The sequence below is a fragment of the Streptomyces sp. NPDC006140 genome, assembly GCF_040628815.1.
Lineage (GTDB): Bacteria > Actinomycetota > Actinomycetes > Streptomycetales > Streptomycetaceae > Streptomyces.
In genome coordinates, this window is the sequence record NZ_JBEXTS010000009.1 from 142,983 (window position 1) to 160,246 (window position 17,264).

The following is a 17,264-nucleotide window of genomic DNA, read 5'->3' on the forward strand; positions in this document are numbered from 1 at the left end:
TCCTCTACTCGGGGGTTTCGTCGAGCGCGTGGCCCACCAGGGCCAGGAGGGTCTCGATCACGGAGATCCGGCGACGCGCGTCCATGATCATGACAGGTATGTGTCGCGGGATGGTCAAGGCCTCCCGCACGTCCTCCGGCTCGAACAGCTCGCTGCCGTCGAAGTGGTTGACGGCGACCACATACGGCAGTCCGGAGCTCTCGAAGTAGTCCAGGACCGGGAAGCAGTCCTTCAGACGGCGGGTGTCGGCCATGACGACGGCGCCGATCGCGCCGCGCACGATGTCGTCCCACATGAACCAGAACCGCTGCTGGCCCGGCGTGCCGAACAGGTAGAGCACCAGGTCGTCGTCGAGCGTGATGCGCCCGAAGTCCATGGCCACGGTGGTGGTGGTCTTGCCCGGGGTGGCGGTGAGGTCGTCGTGGGCCTCGCTCGCCTCGGTCATCAGCGCCTCGGTCTGCAGGGGCGTGATCTCCGAGACGGCGGTGACCAGCGTGGTCTTGCCCACGCCGAAGCCGCCCGCCACCACGATCTTCGTGGCGATGGGGGCGCGAGTGCGGTCCGTCTCCCAGGCGTGCATGCTCTCGCCGGGCTGGGCGAACGGGGATGTACCAGAGACGCCGTGAGCGGCGTCAGAGACGACGGAGTCCACTCAGCACCCTTTCCAGCAGAGCGCGGTCCGGGCGGCCCGTGCCGTGGCCGGTGCCCGTTCCGTACACACGGATCTTTCCCTGGTCCGCGAGGTCGCTCAGGAGCACGCGGACCACGCCGAGCGGCATCTTCAGCAGCGCGGCGATCTCGGCCACCGTACGCATCCGGCGGCACAGTTCGACGATGGCCCGCAGCTCCGGCATCACGCGGGTGGAGAGGTGGCCGTTCGTCAGTTCCCTGCGCTCCTCCGGGGCGTCCAGCGCGGCCGTGCTGGCCACGAACGTCTCCACCAGGAGGACGTGGCCGAAGCGGGTGCGGCCGCCGGTGAGCGAGTAGGGGCGGACCCGGGCGGGTTTGCGGTCACCGCCGCGGACCGGGAGCTGGGACTTCGGCGCACTGCTCATCGGGCACTCCCCGTCGTCTGGGACTCCTCCAGGGATTTACGGAGTTCGCTGCGGAGTTCGGGCGTCAGGACGTGTCCGGCGCGGCCGACGAACAGCGCCATGTGGTACGCCACCACGCTCATGTCGCAGTCGGCGGAGCCGTGGACGCCGAGCAGCGAGCCGTCGCTGATGGACATCACGAACAGGCTGCCCTCGTCCATGGCGACCATGGTGTGCCTGACCCCGCCGAAGTCCATCAGCTTGGCGGCGCCGACGGTGAGGCTGCCGATGCCGGAGACGATGGTGGCCAGGTCGGCGGCGGAGCCGCGCGGGCCGGTCTTCTTGGTCCCGCGGGCCTGCAGAGCCTGACGGGCCTGCCGGTTGCGGTGGTCGTCGGAGGACAGCAGGAGCAGTCCGTCGGACGAGACGACCGCGACCGAGAGGATGCCGGGGACCTCTTCGACGAGGTTGGTCAGCAGCCAGTGCAGGTTGCGGGCCTCACTGCTCAGTCCGATCAGTCCGAAGGTACTGGGAGCGGTCAACTGCTTGCCTCCTCGACTGTGCCCCCCGTGGCTTCTTCGGATTCAGCTTGTCCTGGTGTGCCGGTGGCCGGCCGCTTGTGCGAGGCCGTCTGCTCGGCGATCTCCGCCTCCACCTCGCGGTAGCCGGCCTGTGCGCCCTGGCGGAAGCCGCCGAGGCGGCGGCGGAGTGCCTCGGCGTCGACGGATCCGCTGCGCTGGCGGGGCGCGGTGGCCGGAGCGGTGATCTTGGGTGTGCGCTTGGGCAGGCCCTTGTCGGTGACGCGGTCCTCTTCGTCGTCCGGTGCGCGTTCGTGTTCCGCCTCGGCCTCGCCTTCGGCGGTGTCGTTCCCACCCGCACCCCCCGTGCGGGTTTCGTCGTCGGGTGCGACTGACCCCTGTGGGGCGGATTCGCCGTCGCCGGCCGCGGGTTCGTGCCGCGTCGGCTCCGGGTCCTCCTGCGGTATCGGGGCCAGCAGCTCCATCGTGGTCTCGGCGGGGGTCTCCGCCGGTGCCGGTTCCGGGTGCTCGGCGGCCTCCTCCGCCGCCTCCTCGCGTCGTACCGCCTTCTCCGCCAGCGCCACCAGCGGGTCCCCGCCGCTCGTGCGGCCGTGCAGGACATTGGAGTTGGCCTCGGCGTCGGCGCCCGGGAAGGAGAAGGAGTGGGCCGCGCCGGGGACGGGGCCGGAGGCCGGTACGGCCGCGGGCGGGGCGGCGGCGAGGAGGGTGCGGGGCAGCACGACGACCGCCGCGACACCGCCCTGCTTCTGCTCGCGCAACTGGACGCGCGCGCCGTGGCGGTGGGCGAGGCGGGCCACGACGTACAGGCCGAGGCCGAGACCGTCCTCGCCCTCCTGGTCGTACGGCGCCTCCGGGTCGAAGTCGGCCAGGCGGGCGTTGAGGCGCTCCAGCCGGTCCTCGGCCATGCCGATGCCCTCGTCCTGGACGGAGAGCATGACCTCGCCGTTCTCCAGCAGCCAGCCGGAGATCTCGACGGGCAGGTCGGGCGGGGAGAACGAGGTGGCGTTCTCCAGGAGTTCGGCCAGCAGGTGGGAGAGGTCGTCGGCGGCGAACCCGGCGATGTGCGCGTGCGGCGGCAGCGCGGCGATCCGCACCCGCTCGTACCGCTCGATCTCGCTGACCGCGGCACGGACGACGTCCACCAGCGGCACGGGCCCGGCGGCGTGCTGGACGTGCTCGGTGCCGGCGAGGACGAGGAGGTTCTCGCTGTGCCGGCGCATGACCGTGGCGAAGTGGTCGAGCTTGAACAGGGTGGCGAGGCGGTCCGGGTCCTGTTCGCGCTCCTCGAGGTTCTCGATGACGGCGAGTTGCCGCTCGACCAGGCCGAGGGTGCGCAGGGCGAGGTTGACGAACGTGCCGCCGATGGCGGTGCGCAGCCGCTCCAGCTGGGCGGCGGACTCGGCCAGTTCGGCGCGCAGTTCCTCGCGGGCGTCGGCCATCTTCTGGCGCTGGCCGACGAGGTGCTTGCGGTCGCCCTCCAGGGTGGCGATGCGCTCGGTGAGGGCGGCCGCGTGCGCGTGCAGGGCGTTGACGGAGCGGACGACCTGGGCGAACTCGTCGTTGCGGCCGGTGAACTTCACCGGTTCCTCGGCCGCCGGGTCCTCGGCTTCGGCGAGGCGCTTCGAGCCCAGGCGCAGCACCGCGAGCGGGCGGGTCAGGCTGCGCGCCATGCCCGTGGCGACGCCGACGGCGAGCAGCATCAGGGCACCGAGGATCGCGATGCGGATCTCCAGCGCGGTGACGTCGTCGTCGCGCAGGGCCTCCAGGTCCTTGGTGCGGCGGTCGTAGAGGGCGGACTCGACGCCGCGCATCAGGTCGACCCGGGCGGAGAGGGCCGCGTCCAGCCTCTTGGTGCTGGTGGAGAGCTCGCTGCCGGTCAGGGTCGGCTGGTCGGTGAGGGTGGCGAGGTACTTCTCGGCGGAGTTGACCTCGGTGCCGGTGACCGTGTTGTCGAAGGAGGTGCGGGCCGCCTTGGGCGCGGTGTCGCGGAAGTCGGCCAGGGCCGCGTCGGAGCGCAGCCGGGCCTGCTGGGCGGCGGCGCTCAGGGCGTCGCGCTGCCGGGCGTCGGCGCCCGAGGAGGTGGCGGTCTCGGTCGGCAGGCCGGTGACCGGGTCGATGACCGTCTCGGTGCTGCGCGGCACGCTGAGCGCGGCCAGCAGCAGGCCCCGGGCCGCGGCGGCCTGCTGGACGGCGGAGTCCAGCTCGGCCAGCGCGTAGCCGCCGGCGCCGGCGCGGGGCGGCGTCTGCTGCGCCAGTTGCTCGGCGAGCCGGTGGAGTTCGGTGATGGCGGTGGAGTACGCCTGGTGCGCTTCGAGGGCGCTGCTCTTGCCGGTGAGCGCGGCCCGGCGCACGGAGGCGATGGCGTCGAGGTCCGAGCGGAGCGAGGCGGGTGTGTCGGTGTCGGACCGCAGCTCCTCGACCTGCCGGTCCACGCGTTCGCTGTGCTGCTCGGAGGGCGCCTTGGACTTGGGGCGGCCGGCCGCGATGTAGGAGGTGACGTCGTCGCGCTCGTCGGCGAGGGAGTGGGCGAGGGCGAGGGCGTCCTGCGTCTGCTCCGCGAGCGTCACCAGCTCCTGGGAGTCGTGGAGTTGCCGGGAGGCGGCGAGGACGGACGGGGTGCCGGCGCCGGCGATGGCCGCGGCGACCACGGCGACGGCGACGATGAGCCGGTTGCGTACGTGCGTGGGCCGTCCCTTGCCGGTGGGGGTCGTCGGCTCAGCGCCCTGAGCGGGGGCCGTCTGCTTGCCTGTGCGACGAGGCCGCGTCTTCTGCACCGGTGCTCGCATTCCTGACTCGTGAACCCTTGGGCCCGGGTGACGCTCCGTCAACTGGCGCGTACTCCCGGTACACTTCCCGACCCTCCCAGCGCCGGTGGGCAGCGCACGCGCATCACCTGGCCCGCCACCCGAAGGAGTGAACCCCGGAGGGGAGTTGAGGGGCAAGTTCCGCAGGCCCTTGCAGTCGCCTTGTGCGGCAGGCCGGTTGGACGCCGGGGGCGGGCGGTGGCAATATTCGCCACCACGCCTTCCCGGAACAAAGCATTCCAGCCCAAACCAGGCGTCTGACCTGCGCGGGTGCGCCGGTCCGGCAACCATTGCCAGCCTTTTGCGGACCTTGTGAAGGGCTCGTGCAGACTGGCTGGATGCGTACTGAACTCGCCTCGGAGCCCGGGGACGCCGACCGCCCGAATGAGGACTTCGCCAGTGTCGGGCTTCCGGCCTCAGGACAGGGTGGTTCGGTGGTCGTCCTGGACGGGGTCACCCCGCCGAAGGGCGGGACGGGCTGTCTGCATTCCGTCCCCTGGTTCACCGCACGCCTCGGTGGAGCCCTGACCGAACTGACCGTTTCACTCCCGGATGTTCCTCTGCTCGACGCCTTGTCCCGCGCCATCGCGCGTACCGCCGAGGCACACGCGGAAACCTGTGACCTTTCTCACCCCCGTACACCTCAGGCCACGGTGGTCCTGGCCCGGTGGAATCCGGCCACGGTGGAGTACCTGGTCCTGTCGGACTCGGCCCTGCTGCTGGAGTCCCCCGACGGCGCGGTGACCGCGCTGCTGGACGACCGGCTGGCCCGGCTGCCGCGCTCGGCCCTGGCCACGGACGCGCTGGTGGACGCGACGCTGCGGAACAAGGAGGGCGGCTTCTTCACGGCGGCCGCCGATCCCGCCGTGGCCCGGCGCGCGGTGACCGGAACCCTGCCCCGCCGCGAGGTGCGTGCCCTGGCCGCCCTGACGGACGGGGCGACCCGCTGGGTGGAGAAGTTCCAGGAGGGCGACTGGGCGGACTGCTTCCGCCTGCTGCGCAAGGAGGGACCGCAGGCGCTCGTGGACCGGGTGCGGACGCTGGAACGGGCGGATTCCGCCGCCACGTTCCTCGGCCGCGGCAAGCGGCACGACGACGCGACGGTCGTGTACGCCGAGCTCTGACGGTCGTGTACGCCGAGCTCTGAGGACCCGCTACTTCTCCATGCCGCGGTTGAGCTGGTGCAGCAGCCGGGCCAGTTCCGTGACCTCGTGGGTGTCCCAGTCGGCCAGGCGGCCGGCGTACCGGGCGCGGCGGGCCTCGCGGACCCGGCGAACGCGGTCGTGGCCCTCCTGGGTGAGGGCGACCAGCCAGGCGCGGCCGTCGGCGGGGTCGGGCTCGCGCGCGACCAGCCCGAGTTCCTCCAGGGCGCGCAACTGGCGGGACATCGTCGCCTTGCCGACCCCGATGTAGGCGGCGAGGGCGGTGGCCCGCTGCTTGCCGCACTCGTCCAGCCGGACCAGCAGCCCGTAGGCGGACGACTCCAGGTCGGGATGGACCTCGCGGGCCATCTCGCCCTGGCTGGCCCGGGCCCGCCGCAGCAGCACGGTCAGCTCCCGCTCCAGCGCCAGGAAGGCAGGCTGATCCACAGCGCTCCCGGCCGCACCGGCAGCTCGGTGTCCGTCGTCCTTGCCGTCCTCGTGCACGTCAGTCCCTGCCTCGGTCGTCGCCCGCACGGAGAGTTCCCGTACTGGGATTTTCCGCCACCTGCTGTCATCGCCGCAGTTCGGCAAGTATTCCGCAGGTCACGGGGTGCGTGTACACAGGGCCGCCACATGGTGAAGGCCCGGGCCTCCCTCACGAGAACCCGGGCCTTCCCGACCGGCCGCGCCCTCCCCCAGTGCCTAAAGCCTGGGAGCTGCCCCCATCGCCGCGACCGGAACCTCGGGCGCGGCCCCGTTCGTCGCCGGGGACAGCGCCAGTTCCAGGACCTGGCGGACGTCGGTCACGGCGTGGACGTCGAGCTTGTCCAGCACCTCGGCCGGGACGTCGTCCAGGTCGGGCTCGTTGCGCTTGGGGATGATCACCGTGGTGACGCCCGCCCGGTGCGCCGCGAGCAGCTTCTGCTTCACGCCGCCGATCGGCAGGACCCGCCCGGTCAGCGAGACCTCGCCGGTCATCGCCACGTCCGTGCGGACCAGTCGGCCGGAGAGCAGGGACGCGAGGGCCGTGGTCATCGTGATGCCCGCGCTCGGGCCGTCCTTGGGAACCGCGCCCGCCGGGAAGTGGATGTGCACGCCCCGGTCCTTCAGATCGCCCACCGGCAGTTCCAGCTCGGCGCCGTGGGAGCGCAGGAAGCTGAGCGCGATCTGCGCGGACTCCTTCATCACATCGCCCAGCTGACCGGTCAGGGTCAGCCCGGCCGCGCCCGTCTCCGGGTCGGCCAGCGACGCCTCGACGTAGAGCACGTCACCGCCCGCTCCGGTCACCGCGAGGCCCGTGGCCACGCCCGGCACGGACGTCCGCCGCTCGGCCGGCTCCTGGGCGGACTCGGGCACGTGGTGCGGCCGCCCGATCAGGTCGCGCAGATCACCGTCGGTGACGGTGAACGGGAGCTCCCGCTCGCCCAGTTCGTGCTGGGCCGCGACCTTGCGCAGCAGCCGTGCGACGGACCGCTCCAGGTTGCGGACGCCGGCCTCGCGCGTGTACTCGCCGGCGAGCTTGCGCAGCGCGCTCTCGTCGAGGGTCACCTCGTCCTTGTCGAGGCCGGCCCGCTCCAGCTGGCGCGGGAGCAGGTGGTCACGGGCGATGACGACCTTCTCGTCCTCGGTGTAGCCGTCGAGGCGGACGATCTCCATCCGGTCGGCCAGGGCCTCCGGGATGGCCTCCAGGACGTTGGCGGTGGCGAGGAAGACCACGTCCGACAGGTCCAGCTCGACCTCCAGGTAGTGGTCCCGGAAGGTGTGGTTCTGCGCCGGGTCGAGCACTTCGAGGAGGGCGGCGGCCGGGTCGCCCCGGAAGTCCGAGCCGACCTTGTCGATCTCGTCGAGCAGCACGACCGGGTTCATGGACCCGGCCTCCTTGATGGCGCGGACGACGCGGCCGGGCAGCGCGCCGACGTAGGTGCGCCGGTGGCCTCGGATCTCGGCCTCGTCGCGCACGCCGCCGAGGGCGACGCGGACGAACTTGCGGCCCATGGCGTGGGCGACGGACTCGCCGAGGGAGGTCTTGCCGACGCCGGGCGGTCCGACGAGCGCGAGCACGGCACCGCCGCGCCGCCCGCCGACGACGCGCAGTCCCCGGTCGTTGCGCCGCTTGCGCACCGCCAGGTACTCGGTGATGCGCTCCTTGACGTCCTCGAGACCGGAGTGCTCGGCGTCCAGGACCGCCTTGGCGCCCTGGATGTCGTAGGCGTCCTCGGTGCGCTCGTTCCACGGCATCTCCAGGACCGTGTCGAGCCAGGTGCGGATCCAGGAGCCCTCGGGCGACTGGTCGGAGGACCGCTCCAGCTTGTCGACCTCTTTGAGGGCGGCCTCGCGGACCTTCTCGGGCAGGTCGGCGGCCTCCACCCGGGCGCGGTAGTCGTCGGACTCCTCGCCCTCCTGCTCGCCGTTCAGCTCGCGCAGCTCCTTGCGGACCGCTTCGAGCTGGCGCCGCAGCAGGAACTCGCGCTGCTGCTTGTCGACGCCCTCCTGGACGTCCTTGGCGATGGTCTCGGCCACGTCCTGCTCGGCGAGGTGGTCGCGCAGCTGCTGCGTGGCGAGCTTGAGCCGGGCCACCGGGTCGGTGGTCTCCAGCAGTTCGACCTTCTGGTCGGTGGTCAGGAACGGCGAGTAGCCGGAGTTGTCGGCCAGCGCCGACACGTCGTCGATGGCCTGGACCCGGTCGACGATCTGCCAGGCGCCGCGCTTGCGCAGCCAGGCGGTGGCGAGGGCCTTGTACTCCTTGACCAGTTCGGCGACCTGCCCGGGCAGCGGCTCCGGCACGGTCTCGTCGACGCTGGTGCCCTCGACCCAGAGGGCCGCGCCGGGTCCCGTGGTCCCCGCACCGATCCTCACCCGGCCCCGGCCGCGGATCAGCGCGCCCGGGTCGCCGTCGGCGAGCCGGCCGACCTGCTCGACGGTGCCGAGGACACCGGTGTGCGCGTACGTCCCGTCGATGCGTGGCACCAGGAGTACCCGGGGCTTTCCGGGCGTTGTCCGAGCGGCGGCCTGTGCGGCCTCCACGGCGGCACGGACCTCGGAGTCGCTCAGGTCCAGCGGGACCACCATCCCGGGCAGCACGACCTCACCGTCGAGCGGCAGCACGGGCAGGGTGAGCGGTGTGGACGTCGAAGCCATGATCTCCCCTTCGGCAGTCAAGTTGAGCTATGCCGACTCAATGCTTGGCGGCGACGGGATGTTCCCGGACAGGCGTTCGCTGTGAGCGATCACCGGTGACGCTGAGGACGAGACACCGCGTACAGTCACCCGAGTAATAGATCAAGTGACCATCTACCCATTACAGGGGACAATCGTGGACCGGATCGTGCAGGCGTGGGTGGACGGGTGGATCGTGTCCCGTGGAGCGGCCGATCCGGTCCCCCAGCCCTGGGGCTGCACCATCGACGTGGGGGCGAACGGCCACGTCACACGGCATGTGTTCGGCGCGACCGGTGACGCTCTCGACGAGGCCTCCGTCCGCAAGGTGGCCGAGTCGGTGACCGGGGCCGGGGTGTGGCTGAAGGTGTTCCGGGACCCGTCCGTGGTCTCCGGCTGGCTGGGCGACGACTGGTGGATCGACCCCGAGCCCGGCTACCTGATGACGGTCCCGCTGACGGCGGACGCCGCTCCGGACGCTCCCGAGGGCTACCGGCTGCGCAGCTGGTCGCGGGGCGGGGTGACGCGCGTGCTGGTCGCCGCGCCGGACGGTTCCCTGGCGGCGCGCGGCCAGATCGCCCCGACGGGCGCGACCGCCGTCGTCGACCAGATCGAGACGGCCCCCGAGCACCGCCGCAGGGGGCTCGGCGGTGTCGTCATGCGGACGCTGCAGAGCGCCGCCGTCCAACAGGGGGCCCGCACCGGCGTCCTGGCCGGAACGCCCGCGGGCCGAGGGCTCTACGAGGCACTGGGCTGGGAGGTGGTGGCCCTGCTGACCAGCGCGAAGCACGTCCCGCCGGCTTCCGGCACGGCCTGAACCGATCCGCGCTCAGCGTCCCGCCCGGGCCAGGCGCGTCGCGTACCACCGGCGGACCAGCGGCCAGGTCGCGACACCGATGGCCAGGGCGATCAGGTGCCCCCAGTTCGTCATCGGGTCGGTGAAGGCGAGCAGGTCCTGGAGCAGCATCCCGGCGAAGCCGGCCAGCAGCGGCACGCGCAGCCAGAGCGGCAGCAGCCCGGCCAGGGCGCCGGTGCCGGCCGCGACGCCGAAGCTGATGCCGTAGTCGAGGCGGTGCAGGGAGCTGTCGGGGAGCTGCCCGGCCAGGACGGCGAGTCCCACCGGGACCTCGGTCGCCAGGGTGGCGAGGACGTGCCCGAGCAGGAAGACACCGGCCGTGCGCAGGCCGCCGATCCGCCGTTCCAGCGCGGTCAGCACCAGCACGAAGGCGATGGCGAACGGCGAGGCCACCCCGCCCGCGACCCACAGCGCGCTGCCCACCAGCACCAGCTCCGGCGTCCGCACCAGGTGCGCCACGTCCGTGCTGGAGCCCTGGAGCAGGGCGTGCACCAGGGCCGGGTCGGCGTGCGCGGCGATCAGCGAGGTGACACCGAGCAGGGCCGCGTACGCGCAGGTGAACGGCGTGCCCGTGGGGGTGGGCAGCAGCCGCCAGGGCCGCAGCGCCCGGAGTCCGGCCCGGGGCGTTCGCGAGGGCGGGGAGTCCGGCACCGCCGGGACCGCGGTCTGGCGTGCCCGCTGCCGCGGCACCCCGTCCAGCAGGACCGACGTGTCGTACCCGGGCGCGTCCGCCGGCGGGGGTGCGGCCTCCTCGCCGGGCGGCGCGGCGCGTTCCACCACGGGCGCTCCTTCCGTCCCGCACAGCCTTCGTGCCCGACCGCCCCACTGTCTGTGACCCGGGCCACGCGAGAGCCGATTCACAGCAACCCGACAGCCCTGTCCCGCGTCCGCCGCCGGCCGCGCGGAAATTCCCGGCGTGCGAACTCCGCCCCCTGCCAGGATGTTCCCATGCCCACCCCGAACGACCTTCCCGATGTCCTGGACCGTCGCGAGGGCCCGCACGGCGAAGTCGTGCTGCGGCGCCGGCCCGGTGACCGGCTGGAGATCATCGCGAACGGCTGCTTCCTGATGGACACCTCCGACGGCCGCTCGGAGCGGCGGCTGGTCGACGCGGCACTGGACGCCCTGCCCGGCCGGACCCGCCCCGACCTGCTGATCGGCGGACTCGGCGTCGGCTTCTCCCTCGCGCACGCGGCGGCGGACCCGCGCTGGGGGCGGATCGCGGTGGTGGAACGCGAGCCCGCGATCGTCGAATGGCACCGTGACGGCCCGCTCTCCACGATCTCCGCCGAGGCCCTCGCCGACCCCCGCACGGAAATCGTCGAAGCCGATCTCGTCGCATACGTCAATGAGACATCCGCCACGTACGACGCGCTGTGCCTCGACATCGACAACGGCCCCGACTGGACCGTCACGGAAGGCAACGCACATCTCTACGGCAAAGCCGGACTGACCGCCTGCGCACGGGTGTTGAAGCCCGGCGGGGTACTCGCCGTCTGGTCCGCCCAGCCGTCTCCGGAATTCGAAGAAACCTTGCGGAATGCCGGGTTCCAACAGGTGCGTACCGAAGAGATCCCGGTTGCCCGGGGCGTTCCGGACGTCGTGCACCTCGCCATCAGCCCTGGATAGCAAAGGTGTGCTGACTCCCCGTACGCTGCTCCTCTGACGCCGATCATTCAAGCGTCAATCGCAACCATGCGCAGGCATAGCCAGTCATGAGGAATCACCCCACTGATTCCGGAAAGCACACCCCAGGGGCGGGCGATGGAGCAGACACACACCTCCCACAACGGTTCGGCGACGGCTACCCCGGGCGCGCAGCGCCGGGTCCTGGTGGTCGAGGACGACGCGACGATCGTGGACGCCATCGCGACCCGCCTGCGAGCCGAGGGATTCCTCGTGCAAACAGCGGGTGACGGTCCGGCCGCCGTCGACACGGCCGAGGCCTGGCAGCCCGACCTGCTGATCCTCGACATCATGCTGCCCGGCTTCGACGGCCTGGAGGTCTGCCGGCGCGTGCAGGCCGCCCGCCCGGTGCCGGTGCTGATGCTCACCGCGCGCGACGACGAGACCGACATGCTGGTCGGGCTCGGCGTCGGCGCCGACGACTACATGACGAAGCCCTTCTCGATGCGGGAGTTGGCGGCGCGCGTGCACGTGCTGCTGCGCCGCGTGGAGCGGGCCGCGCTGGCCGCCGCGACGCCGCGCAGCGGCATCCTGCGCCTGGGCGAACTGGAGATCGACCACGCGCAGCGCCGGGTGCGGGTGCGGAGTGAGGATGTTCACCTCACGCCCACCGAGTTCGACCTCCTGGTGTGCCTGGCCAACACCCCGCGCGCGGTCCTCTCCCGCGAGCAGCTGCTCGCCGAGGTCTGGGACTGGGCGGACGCCTCCGGCACCCGCACGGTCGACAGCCACATCAAGGCGCTGCGCCGGAAGATCGGCGCCGAGCGGATCCGTACGGTGCACGGCGTCGGTTACGCCCTGGAGACCCCGACGCCATGAGCGGCGGGCCGGCCGCACGGAGAAACCCCGGGGAGCCGGAACCCTGGGGCGGGGTGAGCCCGTTCTCGATCAAGACCAAGCTGGGCGCGCTGGTCGTCATCTCGGTGCTGATCACCACCGGTCTGTCGGTGATCGCGGTGCACACGAAGACGGAGCTGCGCTTCATCACGGTCTTCTCGATGATCGCCACGCTTCTCATTACGCAGTTCGTGGCCCATTCGCTCACCGCCCCGCTGGACGAGATGACGGCCGTGGCCCGGTCCATCTCGCAGGGCGACTACACCCGCCGGGTGCGGGAGAACCGCCGTGACGAACTGGGCGACCTGGCCGTGACGATCAACGCCATGGCCGACGAGCTGGAGGCCCAGGACCGCCAGCGCAAGGAGCTGGTGGCGAACGTCTCGCACGAGCTGCGCACGCCCATCGCGGGTCTGCGCGCGGTGCTGGAGAACATCGTCGACGGCGTCACGCAGGCCGACCCGGAGACGATGCGCACGGCCCTGAAGCAGACCGAGCGCCTCGGCCGGCTGGTGGAGACGCTGCTGGACCTGTCCCGCCTGGACAACGGCGTCGTGCCGCTGAAGAAACGGCGGTTCGAGGTGTGGCCGTACCTGTCCGGCGTGCTGAAGGAGGCCAACATGGTCGCCTCCGTGCGCGCGGGCATCGCCACCGGTTCGGGCAGTCACACGCGCACGGACGTCCATCTGCACCTCGACGTCCATCCGCCGGAGTTGACCGCGCACGCCGATCCGGAGCGCATCCACCAGGTCGTCGCCAACCTCATCGACAACGCGGTCAAGCACAGCCCGCCGCACGGCCGGGTGACGGTCAAGGCGCGGCGCGGCGCGCTGCCGGAGTCGCTGGAGCTGGAGGTCCTGGACGAGGGCCCCGGCATTCCGAAGTCGGAGTGGCACCGCGTCTTCGAGCGGTTCAACCGGGGCAGCGCCAAACGGCCGCAGGGGCCGGGCAGCGACGGCGGCACGGGCCTCGGCCTGGCGATCGCCCGCTGGGCGGTGGATCTGCACGGCGGGCGGATCGGAGTGGCCGAATCCGAGCGGGGTTGCCGGATTCTTGTCACTCTTCCAGGAGAGCCATCCGTGCCAAGTTGACGTAAAGTTCGAAGCGGAGCCACAAGATCCACCGGCGTCCGCGCTGACGGACACGTGTGATCAGGCACAGGCCCGCGCCATCGGCGTCCGGGGCTTTGCCCCGCCCTTCCCTCCTTAAGCGGAACTACGCTTGTTTCCCGCCATTTCAAGGCCCGAAACACAGTCTGAGATGTGACTTACACGACGTTGAACGGGCCCGACCTGACCTTCCCGGCCCGGGAGGCGTAGCCTTGATTCCCGCTGTCCATCATCTTGTGAAGCGGAAGAGGGCGGTTGCCGCCGTGTCGCCACAGTCCCCCAGTAACTCGAGCATCTCGACCGAGACCGACCAAGCGGGCAAGAACCCCGCCGCGTCGTTCGGTGCCAACGAGTGGCTCGTCGACGAGATCTATCAGCAGTACCTCCAGGACCCGAATTCGGTAGACCGAGCCTGGTGGGACTTCTTCGCCGACTACAAGCCGGGCGCCGCTGGCGCGCCGGCTCCGGCGGGTACCGCGGCCGCGGGGGCCGCGGGCACCACCACCGCTCAGCCGGCCGCGCAGGCCGCTCCCGCCCAGGCCCCCGCCCCGGCGGCCGAGAAGCCCGCCGCCGAGAAGCCCGCCGCCGCGCAGGCCCCGGCTCCGGCCCAGGCGAAGCCCGCCGCGCAGGCCCCGGCCCAGGCCGCCGCTCCCGCGAAGGCCGCCCCGGCCCCCGCGAAGCCGGCCGCTCCCGCGAAGACGGCCGAGCCCGCCGCCGAGGCCCCCTCGGGCCCCGAGCAGGTCGTGCTGCGCGGCCCCGCCGCCGCGGTCGCGAAGAACATGGACGCCTCCCTGGAACTGCCCACGGCCACGTCCGTGCGCGCGGTCCCGGTGAAGCTGCTGTTCGACAACCGCATCGTCATCAACAACCACCTCAAGCGGGCGCGCGGCGGGAAGATCTCCTTCACGCACCTCATCGGCTACGCCATGGTCCAGGCGATCAAGGCCATGCCGGCGATGAACTACTCGTTCGCGAAGGTGGACGGCAAGCCGACCCTGGTCAAGCCGGACCACGTCAACCTCGGTCTCGCCATCGACCTGGTCAAGCCGAACGGCGACCGCCAGCTCGTCGTCGCGGCGATCAAGAAGGCCGAGACGCTGAACTTCTTCGAGTTCTGGCAGGCCTACGAGGACATCGTCCGCCGCGCCCGCGACGGCAAGCTGACGATGGACGACTTCACCGGAGTCACGGTCTCCCTGACCAACCCCGGCGGCCTCGGCACGGTCCACTCGGTGCCGCGCCTGATGCCCGGCCAGTCCGTGATCATGGGCGTCGGCTCCATGGACTACCCGGCGGAGTTCCAGGGCACCAGCCAGGACACCCTGAACAAGCTCGGCATCTCGAAGGTCATGACGCTCACGTCGACCTACGACCACCGGGTCATCCAGGGCGCCGCCTCCGGCGAGTTCCTCCGCCAGGTCGCGAACCTGCTGCTCGGCGAGAACGGCTTCTACGACGACATCTTCGAGGCGCTGCGCATCCCCTACGAGCCGGTCCGCTGGCTCAAGGACATCGACGCCAGCCACGACGACGACGTCACCAAGGCCGCCCGCGTCTTCGAGCTGATCCACTCCTACCGGGTCCGCGGCCACGTCATGGCCGACACCGACCCGCTGGAGTACCAGCAGCGCAAGCACCCCGACCTGGACATCACCGAGCACGGCCTCACGCTCTGGGACCTGGAGCGCGAGTTCGCCGTCGGCGGTTTCGCCGGCAAGTCGATGATGAAGCTGCGCGACATCCTCGGCGTCCTGCGCGACTCGTACTGCCGCACCACCGGCATCGAGTTCATGCACATCCAGGACCCCAAGCAGCGCAAGTGGATCCAGGACCGCGTGGAGCGCCCGCACTCCAAGCCGGAGCGCGAGGAGCAGCTGCGCATCCTGCGCCGCCTGAACGCGGCCGAGGCGTTCGAGACCTTCCTGCAGACGAAGTACGTCGGCCAGAAGCGCTTCTCCCTGGAGGGCGGCGAGTCCGTCATCCCGCTGCTCGACGCGGTGCTCGACTCCGCTGCCGAGTCGCGCCTGGACGAGGTCGTCATCGGCATGGCCCACCGCGGCCGTCTGAACGTCCTCGCCAACATCGTCGGCAAGTCGTACGCCCAGATCTTCCGCGAGTTCGAGGGCAACCTCGACCCGAAGTCGATGCACGGCTCCGGTGACGTGAAGTACCACCTGGGCGCCGAGGGCACCTTCACGGGCCTCGACGGCGAGCAGATCAAGGTCTCCCTGGTCGCGAACCCCTCGCACCTGGAGGCGGTGGACCCGGTCCTGGAGGGCGTCTCGCGCGCCAAGCAGGACATCATCAACAAGGGCGGCACGGACTTCACGGTCCTGCCGGTGGCGATCCACGGCGACGCGGCCTTCGCGGGCCAGGGCGTGGTGGCCGAGACCCTGAACATGTCGCAGCTGCGCGGCTACCGCACCGGCGGCACGGTCCACATCGTCATCAACAACCAGGTCGGCTTCACCGCGGCCCCCGAGTCCTCGCGCTCCTCCATGTACGCGACGGACGTGGCCCGGATGATCGAGGCCCCGATCTTCCACGTCAACGGCGACGACCCCGAGGCCGTCGTCCGCGTGGCGCGACTCGCCTTCGAGTTCCGCCAGGCGTTCAACAAGGACGTGGTGATCGACCTCATCTGCTACCGCCGCCGCGGTCACAACGAGTCGGACAACCCGGCCTTCACCCAGCCGCTGATGTACGACCTGATCGACAAGAAGCGCTCGGTGCGCAAGCTGTACACCGAGTCCCTGATCGGTCGCGGCGACATCACCCTGGAAGAGGCCGAGCAGGCGCTCCAGGACTACCAGGGCCAGCTGGAGAAGGTCTTCACGGAGGTCCGCGAGGCCACCTCGCAGCCGTCCGCCGTGGAGCCCTCCGACCCGCAGGCCGAGTTCCCGGTCGCCGTGAACACCGCGGTGACCTCGGAGGTCGTCAAGCGGATCGCCGAGTCCCAGGTCAACATCCCCGACCACATCACCGTCCACCCGCGTCTGCTGCCGCAGCTGCAGCGCCGGGCGGCGATGGTCGAGGACGGCACGATCGACTGGGGCATGGGCGAGACCCTCGCGATCGGCTCCCTCCTGCTGGAGGGCGTCCCGGTCCGCCTGGCCGGCCAGGACTCGCAGCGCGGTACGTTCGGCCAGCGCCACGCGGTCATCATCGACCGCACCACGGGCGACGAGTACACGCCGCTGCAGTACCTCTCCGAGGACCAGGCGCGGCTCAACGTCTACAACTCCCTCCTCTCCGAGTACGCGGCGATGGGCTTCGAGTACGGCTACTCGCTGGCCCGCCCGAACGCGCTCGTGATGTGGGAGGCGCAGTTCGGCGACTTCGTCAACGGCGCGCAGACGGTCGTGGACGAGTTCATCTCCTCGGCCGAGCAGAAGTGGGCCCAGACCTCCGGCGTCGTCCTGCTCCTGCCGCACGGCTACGAGGGCCAGGGCCCGGACCACTCCTCGGCCCGCCCGGAGCGGTTCCTGCAGCTCTGCGCCCAGAACAACATGACGGTCGCCATGCCGACGTCGCCGTCGAACTACTTCCACCTCCTGCGGTGGCAGGTGCACAACCCGCACCACAAGCCGCTGGTGGTCTTCACGCCGAAGTCGATGCTGCGCCTGAAGGCGGCGGCGGCGAAGGCGGAGGAGTTCACGACCGGGCAGTTCCAGCCGGTCATTGGCGACGCGTCGGTCGACCCGGCCGCGGTCAGGAAGGTCGTCTTCTGCGCCGGCAAGGTCTACTACGACCTGGAGGCCGAGCGGCAGAAGCGCGGTGTGACGGACACGGCGATCATCCGCATCGAGCGCCTGTACCCGCTGCCGGGTACCGAGCTCCAGGCGGAGATCAAGAAGTACCCGAACGCCGAGAAGTACCTGTGGGCCCAGGAGGAGCCGGCGAACCAGGGTGCCTGGCCGTTCATCGCGCTCAACCTGATCGACCACCTCGACCTGGCGGTCGGCGCGGACATCCCCGCCGGCGAGCGCCTGCGCCGCATCTCGCGTCCGCACAGCTCGTCCCCGGCCGTGGGTTCCGCGAAGCGGCACCAGGCCGAGCAGGAGCAGTTGGTGCGGGAGGTGTTCGAGGCGTGAGCCTCTG

13 protein-coding genes are annotated in these 17,264 nt (G+C 71.3%); 6 read left to right on the top strand and 7 right to left on the bottom strand.

Going from position 1 to position 17,264, the window contains the following annotated elements; all coding sequences use genetic code 11:
• Positions 1–4: 4 nt before the first annotated feature.
• The 4 genes from ABZ386_RS23515 to ABZ386_RS23530 are packed head-to-tail and all read right to left on the bottom strand — an operon-like array spanning position 5 to position 4,347.
• The gene (locus tag ABZ386_RS23515; protein WP_351342369.1) at positions 5–652 is read right to left on the bottom strand and encodes an ATP/GTP-binding protein; all 648 of its coding nucleotides are present in this window, start codon (positions 650–652) and stop codon (positions 5–7) included.
• Positions 633–1,055 carry a DUF742 domain-containing protein gene (locus tag ABZ386_RS23520; protein WP_114255268.1) on the bottom strand — a complete coding sequence of 141 codons (423 nt, stop codon included), beginning with the start codon at positions 1,053–1,055 and terminating at the stop codon, positions 633–635. The genes ABZ386_RS23515 and ABZ386_RS23520 overlap by 20 nt, the downstream gene beginning before the upstream one ends.
• Complete coding sequence (locus ABZ386_RS23525) at positions 1,052–1,576, bottom strand: roadblock/LC7 domain-containing protein (RefSeq protein WP_351342366.1); 525 nt, start codon at positions 1,574–1,576, stop codon at positions 1,052–1,054. Before ABZ386_RS23525 ends, ABZ386_RS23520 begins: the two co-directional genes overlap by 4 nt.
• Entirely contained in the window at positions 1,573–4,347 is a 2,775-nt protein-coding gene (locus ABZ386_RS23530) for a nitrate- and nitrite sensing domain-containing protein (protein WP_358965740.1), read from the bottom strand. Before ABZ386_RS23530 ends, ABZ386_RS23525 begins: the two co-directional genes overlap by 4 nt.
• A gap of 368 nt (positions 4,348–4,715) precedes the next feature.
• Here ABZ386_RS23530 and ABZ386_RS23535 point away from each other — a divergent pair, with 368 nt between their 5' ends.
• Positions 4,716–5,501, top strand: coding sequence for a protein phosphatase 2C domain-containing protein (locus tag ABZ386_RS23535; RefSeq protein WP_356615295.1), 786 nt, complete (start codon positions 4,716–4,718; stop codon positions 5,499–5,501).
• Between the two features lie 30 nt (positions 5,502–5,531).
• Here ABZ386_RS23535 and ABZ386_RS23540 read toward each other — a convergent pair whose 3' ends face one another.
• Positions 5,532–6,023, bottom strand: a complete 492-nt coding sequence (locus ABZ386_RS23540; protein ID WP_114255265.1) for a MarR family transcriptional regulator — start codon at positions 6,021–6,023, stop codon at positions 5,532–5,534.
• 198 nt (positions 6,024–6,221) lie between these two features.
• A complete protein-coding gene (gene lon, locus ABZ386_RS23545) occupies positions 6,222–8,657 on the bottom strand; it encodes an endopeptidase La (RefSeq protein WP_356615293.1) in 2,436 nt (811 codons plus the stop codon).
• 175 nt (positions 8,658–8,832) lie between these two features.
• Here lon and ABZ386_RS23550 point away from each other — a divergent pair, with 175 nt between their 5' ends.
• A complete protein-coding gene (locus ABZ386_RS23550) occupies positions 8,833–9,492 on the top strand; it encodes a GNAT family N-acetyltransferase (RefSeq protein WP_356615292.1) in 660 nt (219 codons plus the stop codon).
• A 12-nt stretch (positions 9,493–9,504) separates the two neighbouring features.
• Here ABZ386_RS23550 and ABZ386_RS23555 read toward each other — a convergent pair whose 3' ends face one another.
• The gene (locus ABZ386_RS23555; protein WP_351342607.1) at positions 9,505–10,182 is read right to left on the bottom strand and encodes a rhomboid-like protein; all 678 of its coding nucleotides are present in this window, start codon (positions 10,180–10,182) and stop codon (positions 9,505–9,507) included.
• Positions 10,183–10,479: 297 nt separating this feature from the next.
• Here ABZ386_RS23555 and ABZ386_RS23560 point away from each other — a divergent pair, with 297 nt between their 5' ends.
• From ABZ386_RS23560 to ABZ386_RS23575, 4 genes are all read left to right on the top strand, one after another.
• On the top strand, positions 10,480–11,160 hold the full coding sequence (locus ABZ386_RS23560) for a spermidine synthase (RefSeq protein WP_355723235.1): 681 nt from the start codon (positions 10,480–10,482) through the stop codon (positions 11,158–11,160).
• A 135-nt stretch (positions 11,161–11,295) separates the two neighbouring features.
• Positions 11,296–12,036, top strand: coding sequence for a response regulator transcription factor (locus ABZ386_RS23565; protein ID WP_010040369.1), 741 nt, complete (start codon positions 11,296–11,298; stop codon positions 12,034–12,036).
• Positions 12,033–13,145: an ATP-binding protein gene (locus ABZ386_RS23570; protein WP_114255261.1), complete on the top strand. Its 1,113-nt coding sequence runs from the start codon at positions 12,033–12,035 to the stop codon at positions 13,143–13,145. The genes ABZ386_RS23565 and ABZ386_RS23570 overlap by 4 nt, the downstream gene beginning before the upstream one ends.
• 281 nt (positions 13,146–13,426) lie before the next feature.
• The gene (locus ABZ386_RS23575) at positions 13,427–17,257 is read left to right on the top strand and encodes a multifunctional oxoglutarate decarboxylase/oxoglutarate dehydrogenase thiamine pyrophosphate-binding subunit/dihydrolipoyllysine-residue succinyltransferase subunit (protein ID WP_358965743.1); all 3,831 of its coding nucleotides are present in this window, start codon (positions 13,427–13,429) and stop codon (positions 17,255–17,257) included.
• Positions 17,258–17,264: the final 7 nt, after the last annotated feature.

Excerpts from the sequence above, each read along its gene's own strand:
- ABZ386_RS23520 (WP_114255268.1), bottom strand. The coding sequence starts at position 1,055 with ATGAGCAGTGCGCCGAAGTCCCAGCTCCCGGTCCGCGGCGGTGACCGC.
- ABZ386_RS23535 (WP_356615295.1), top strand. The coding sequence starts at position 4,716 with ATGCGTACTGAACTCGCCTCGGAGCCCGGGGACGCCGACCGCCCGAAT.
- lon (WP_356615293.1), bottom strand. The coding sequence starts at position 8,657 with ATGGCTTCGACGTCCACACCGCTCACCCTGCCCGTGCTGCCGCTCGAC.
- ABZ386_RS23560 (WP_355723235.1), top strand. The coding sequence starts at position 10,480 with ATGCCCACCCCGAACGACCTTCCCGATGTCCTGGACCGTCGCGAGGGC.
- ABZ386_RS23565 (WP_010040369.1), top strand. The coding sequence starts at position 11,296 with ATGGAGCAGACACACACCTCCCACAACGGTTCGGCGACGGCTACCCCG.
- ABZ386_RS23570 (WP_114255261.1), top strand. The coding sequence starts at position 12,033 with ATGAGCGGCGGGCCGGCCGCACGGAGAAACCCCGGGGAGCCGGAACCC.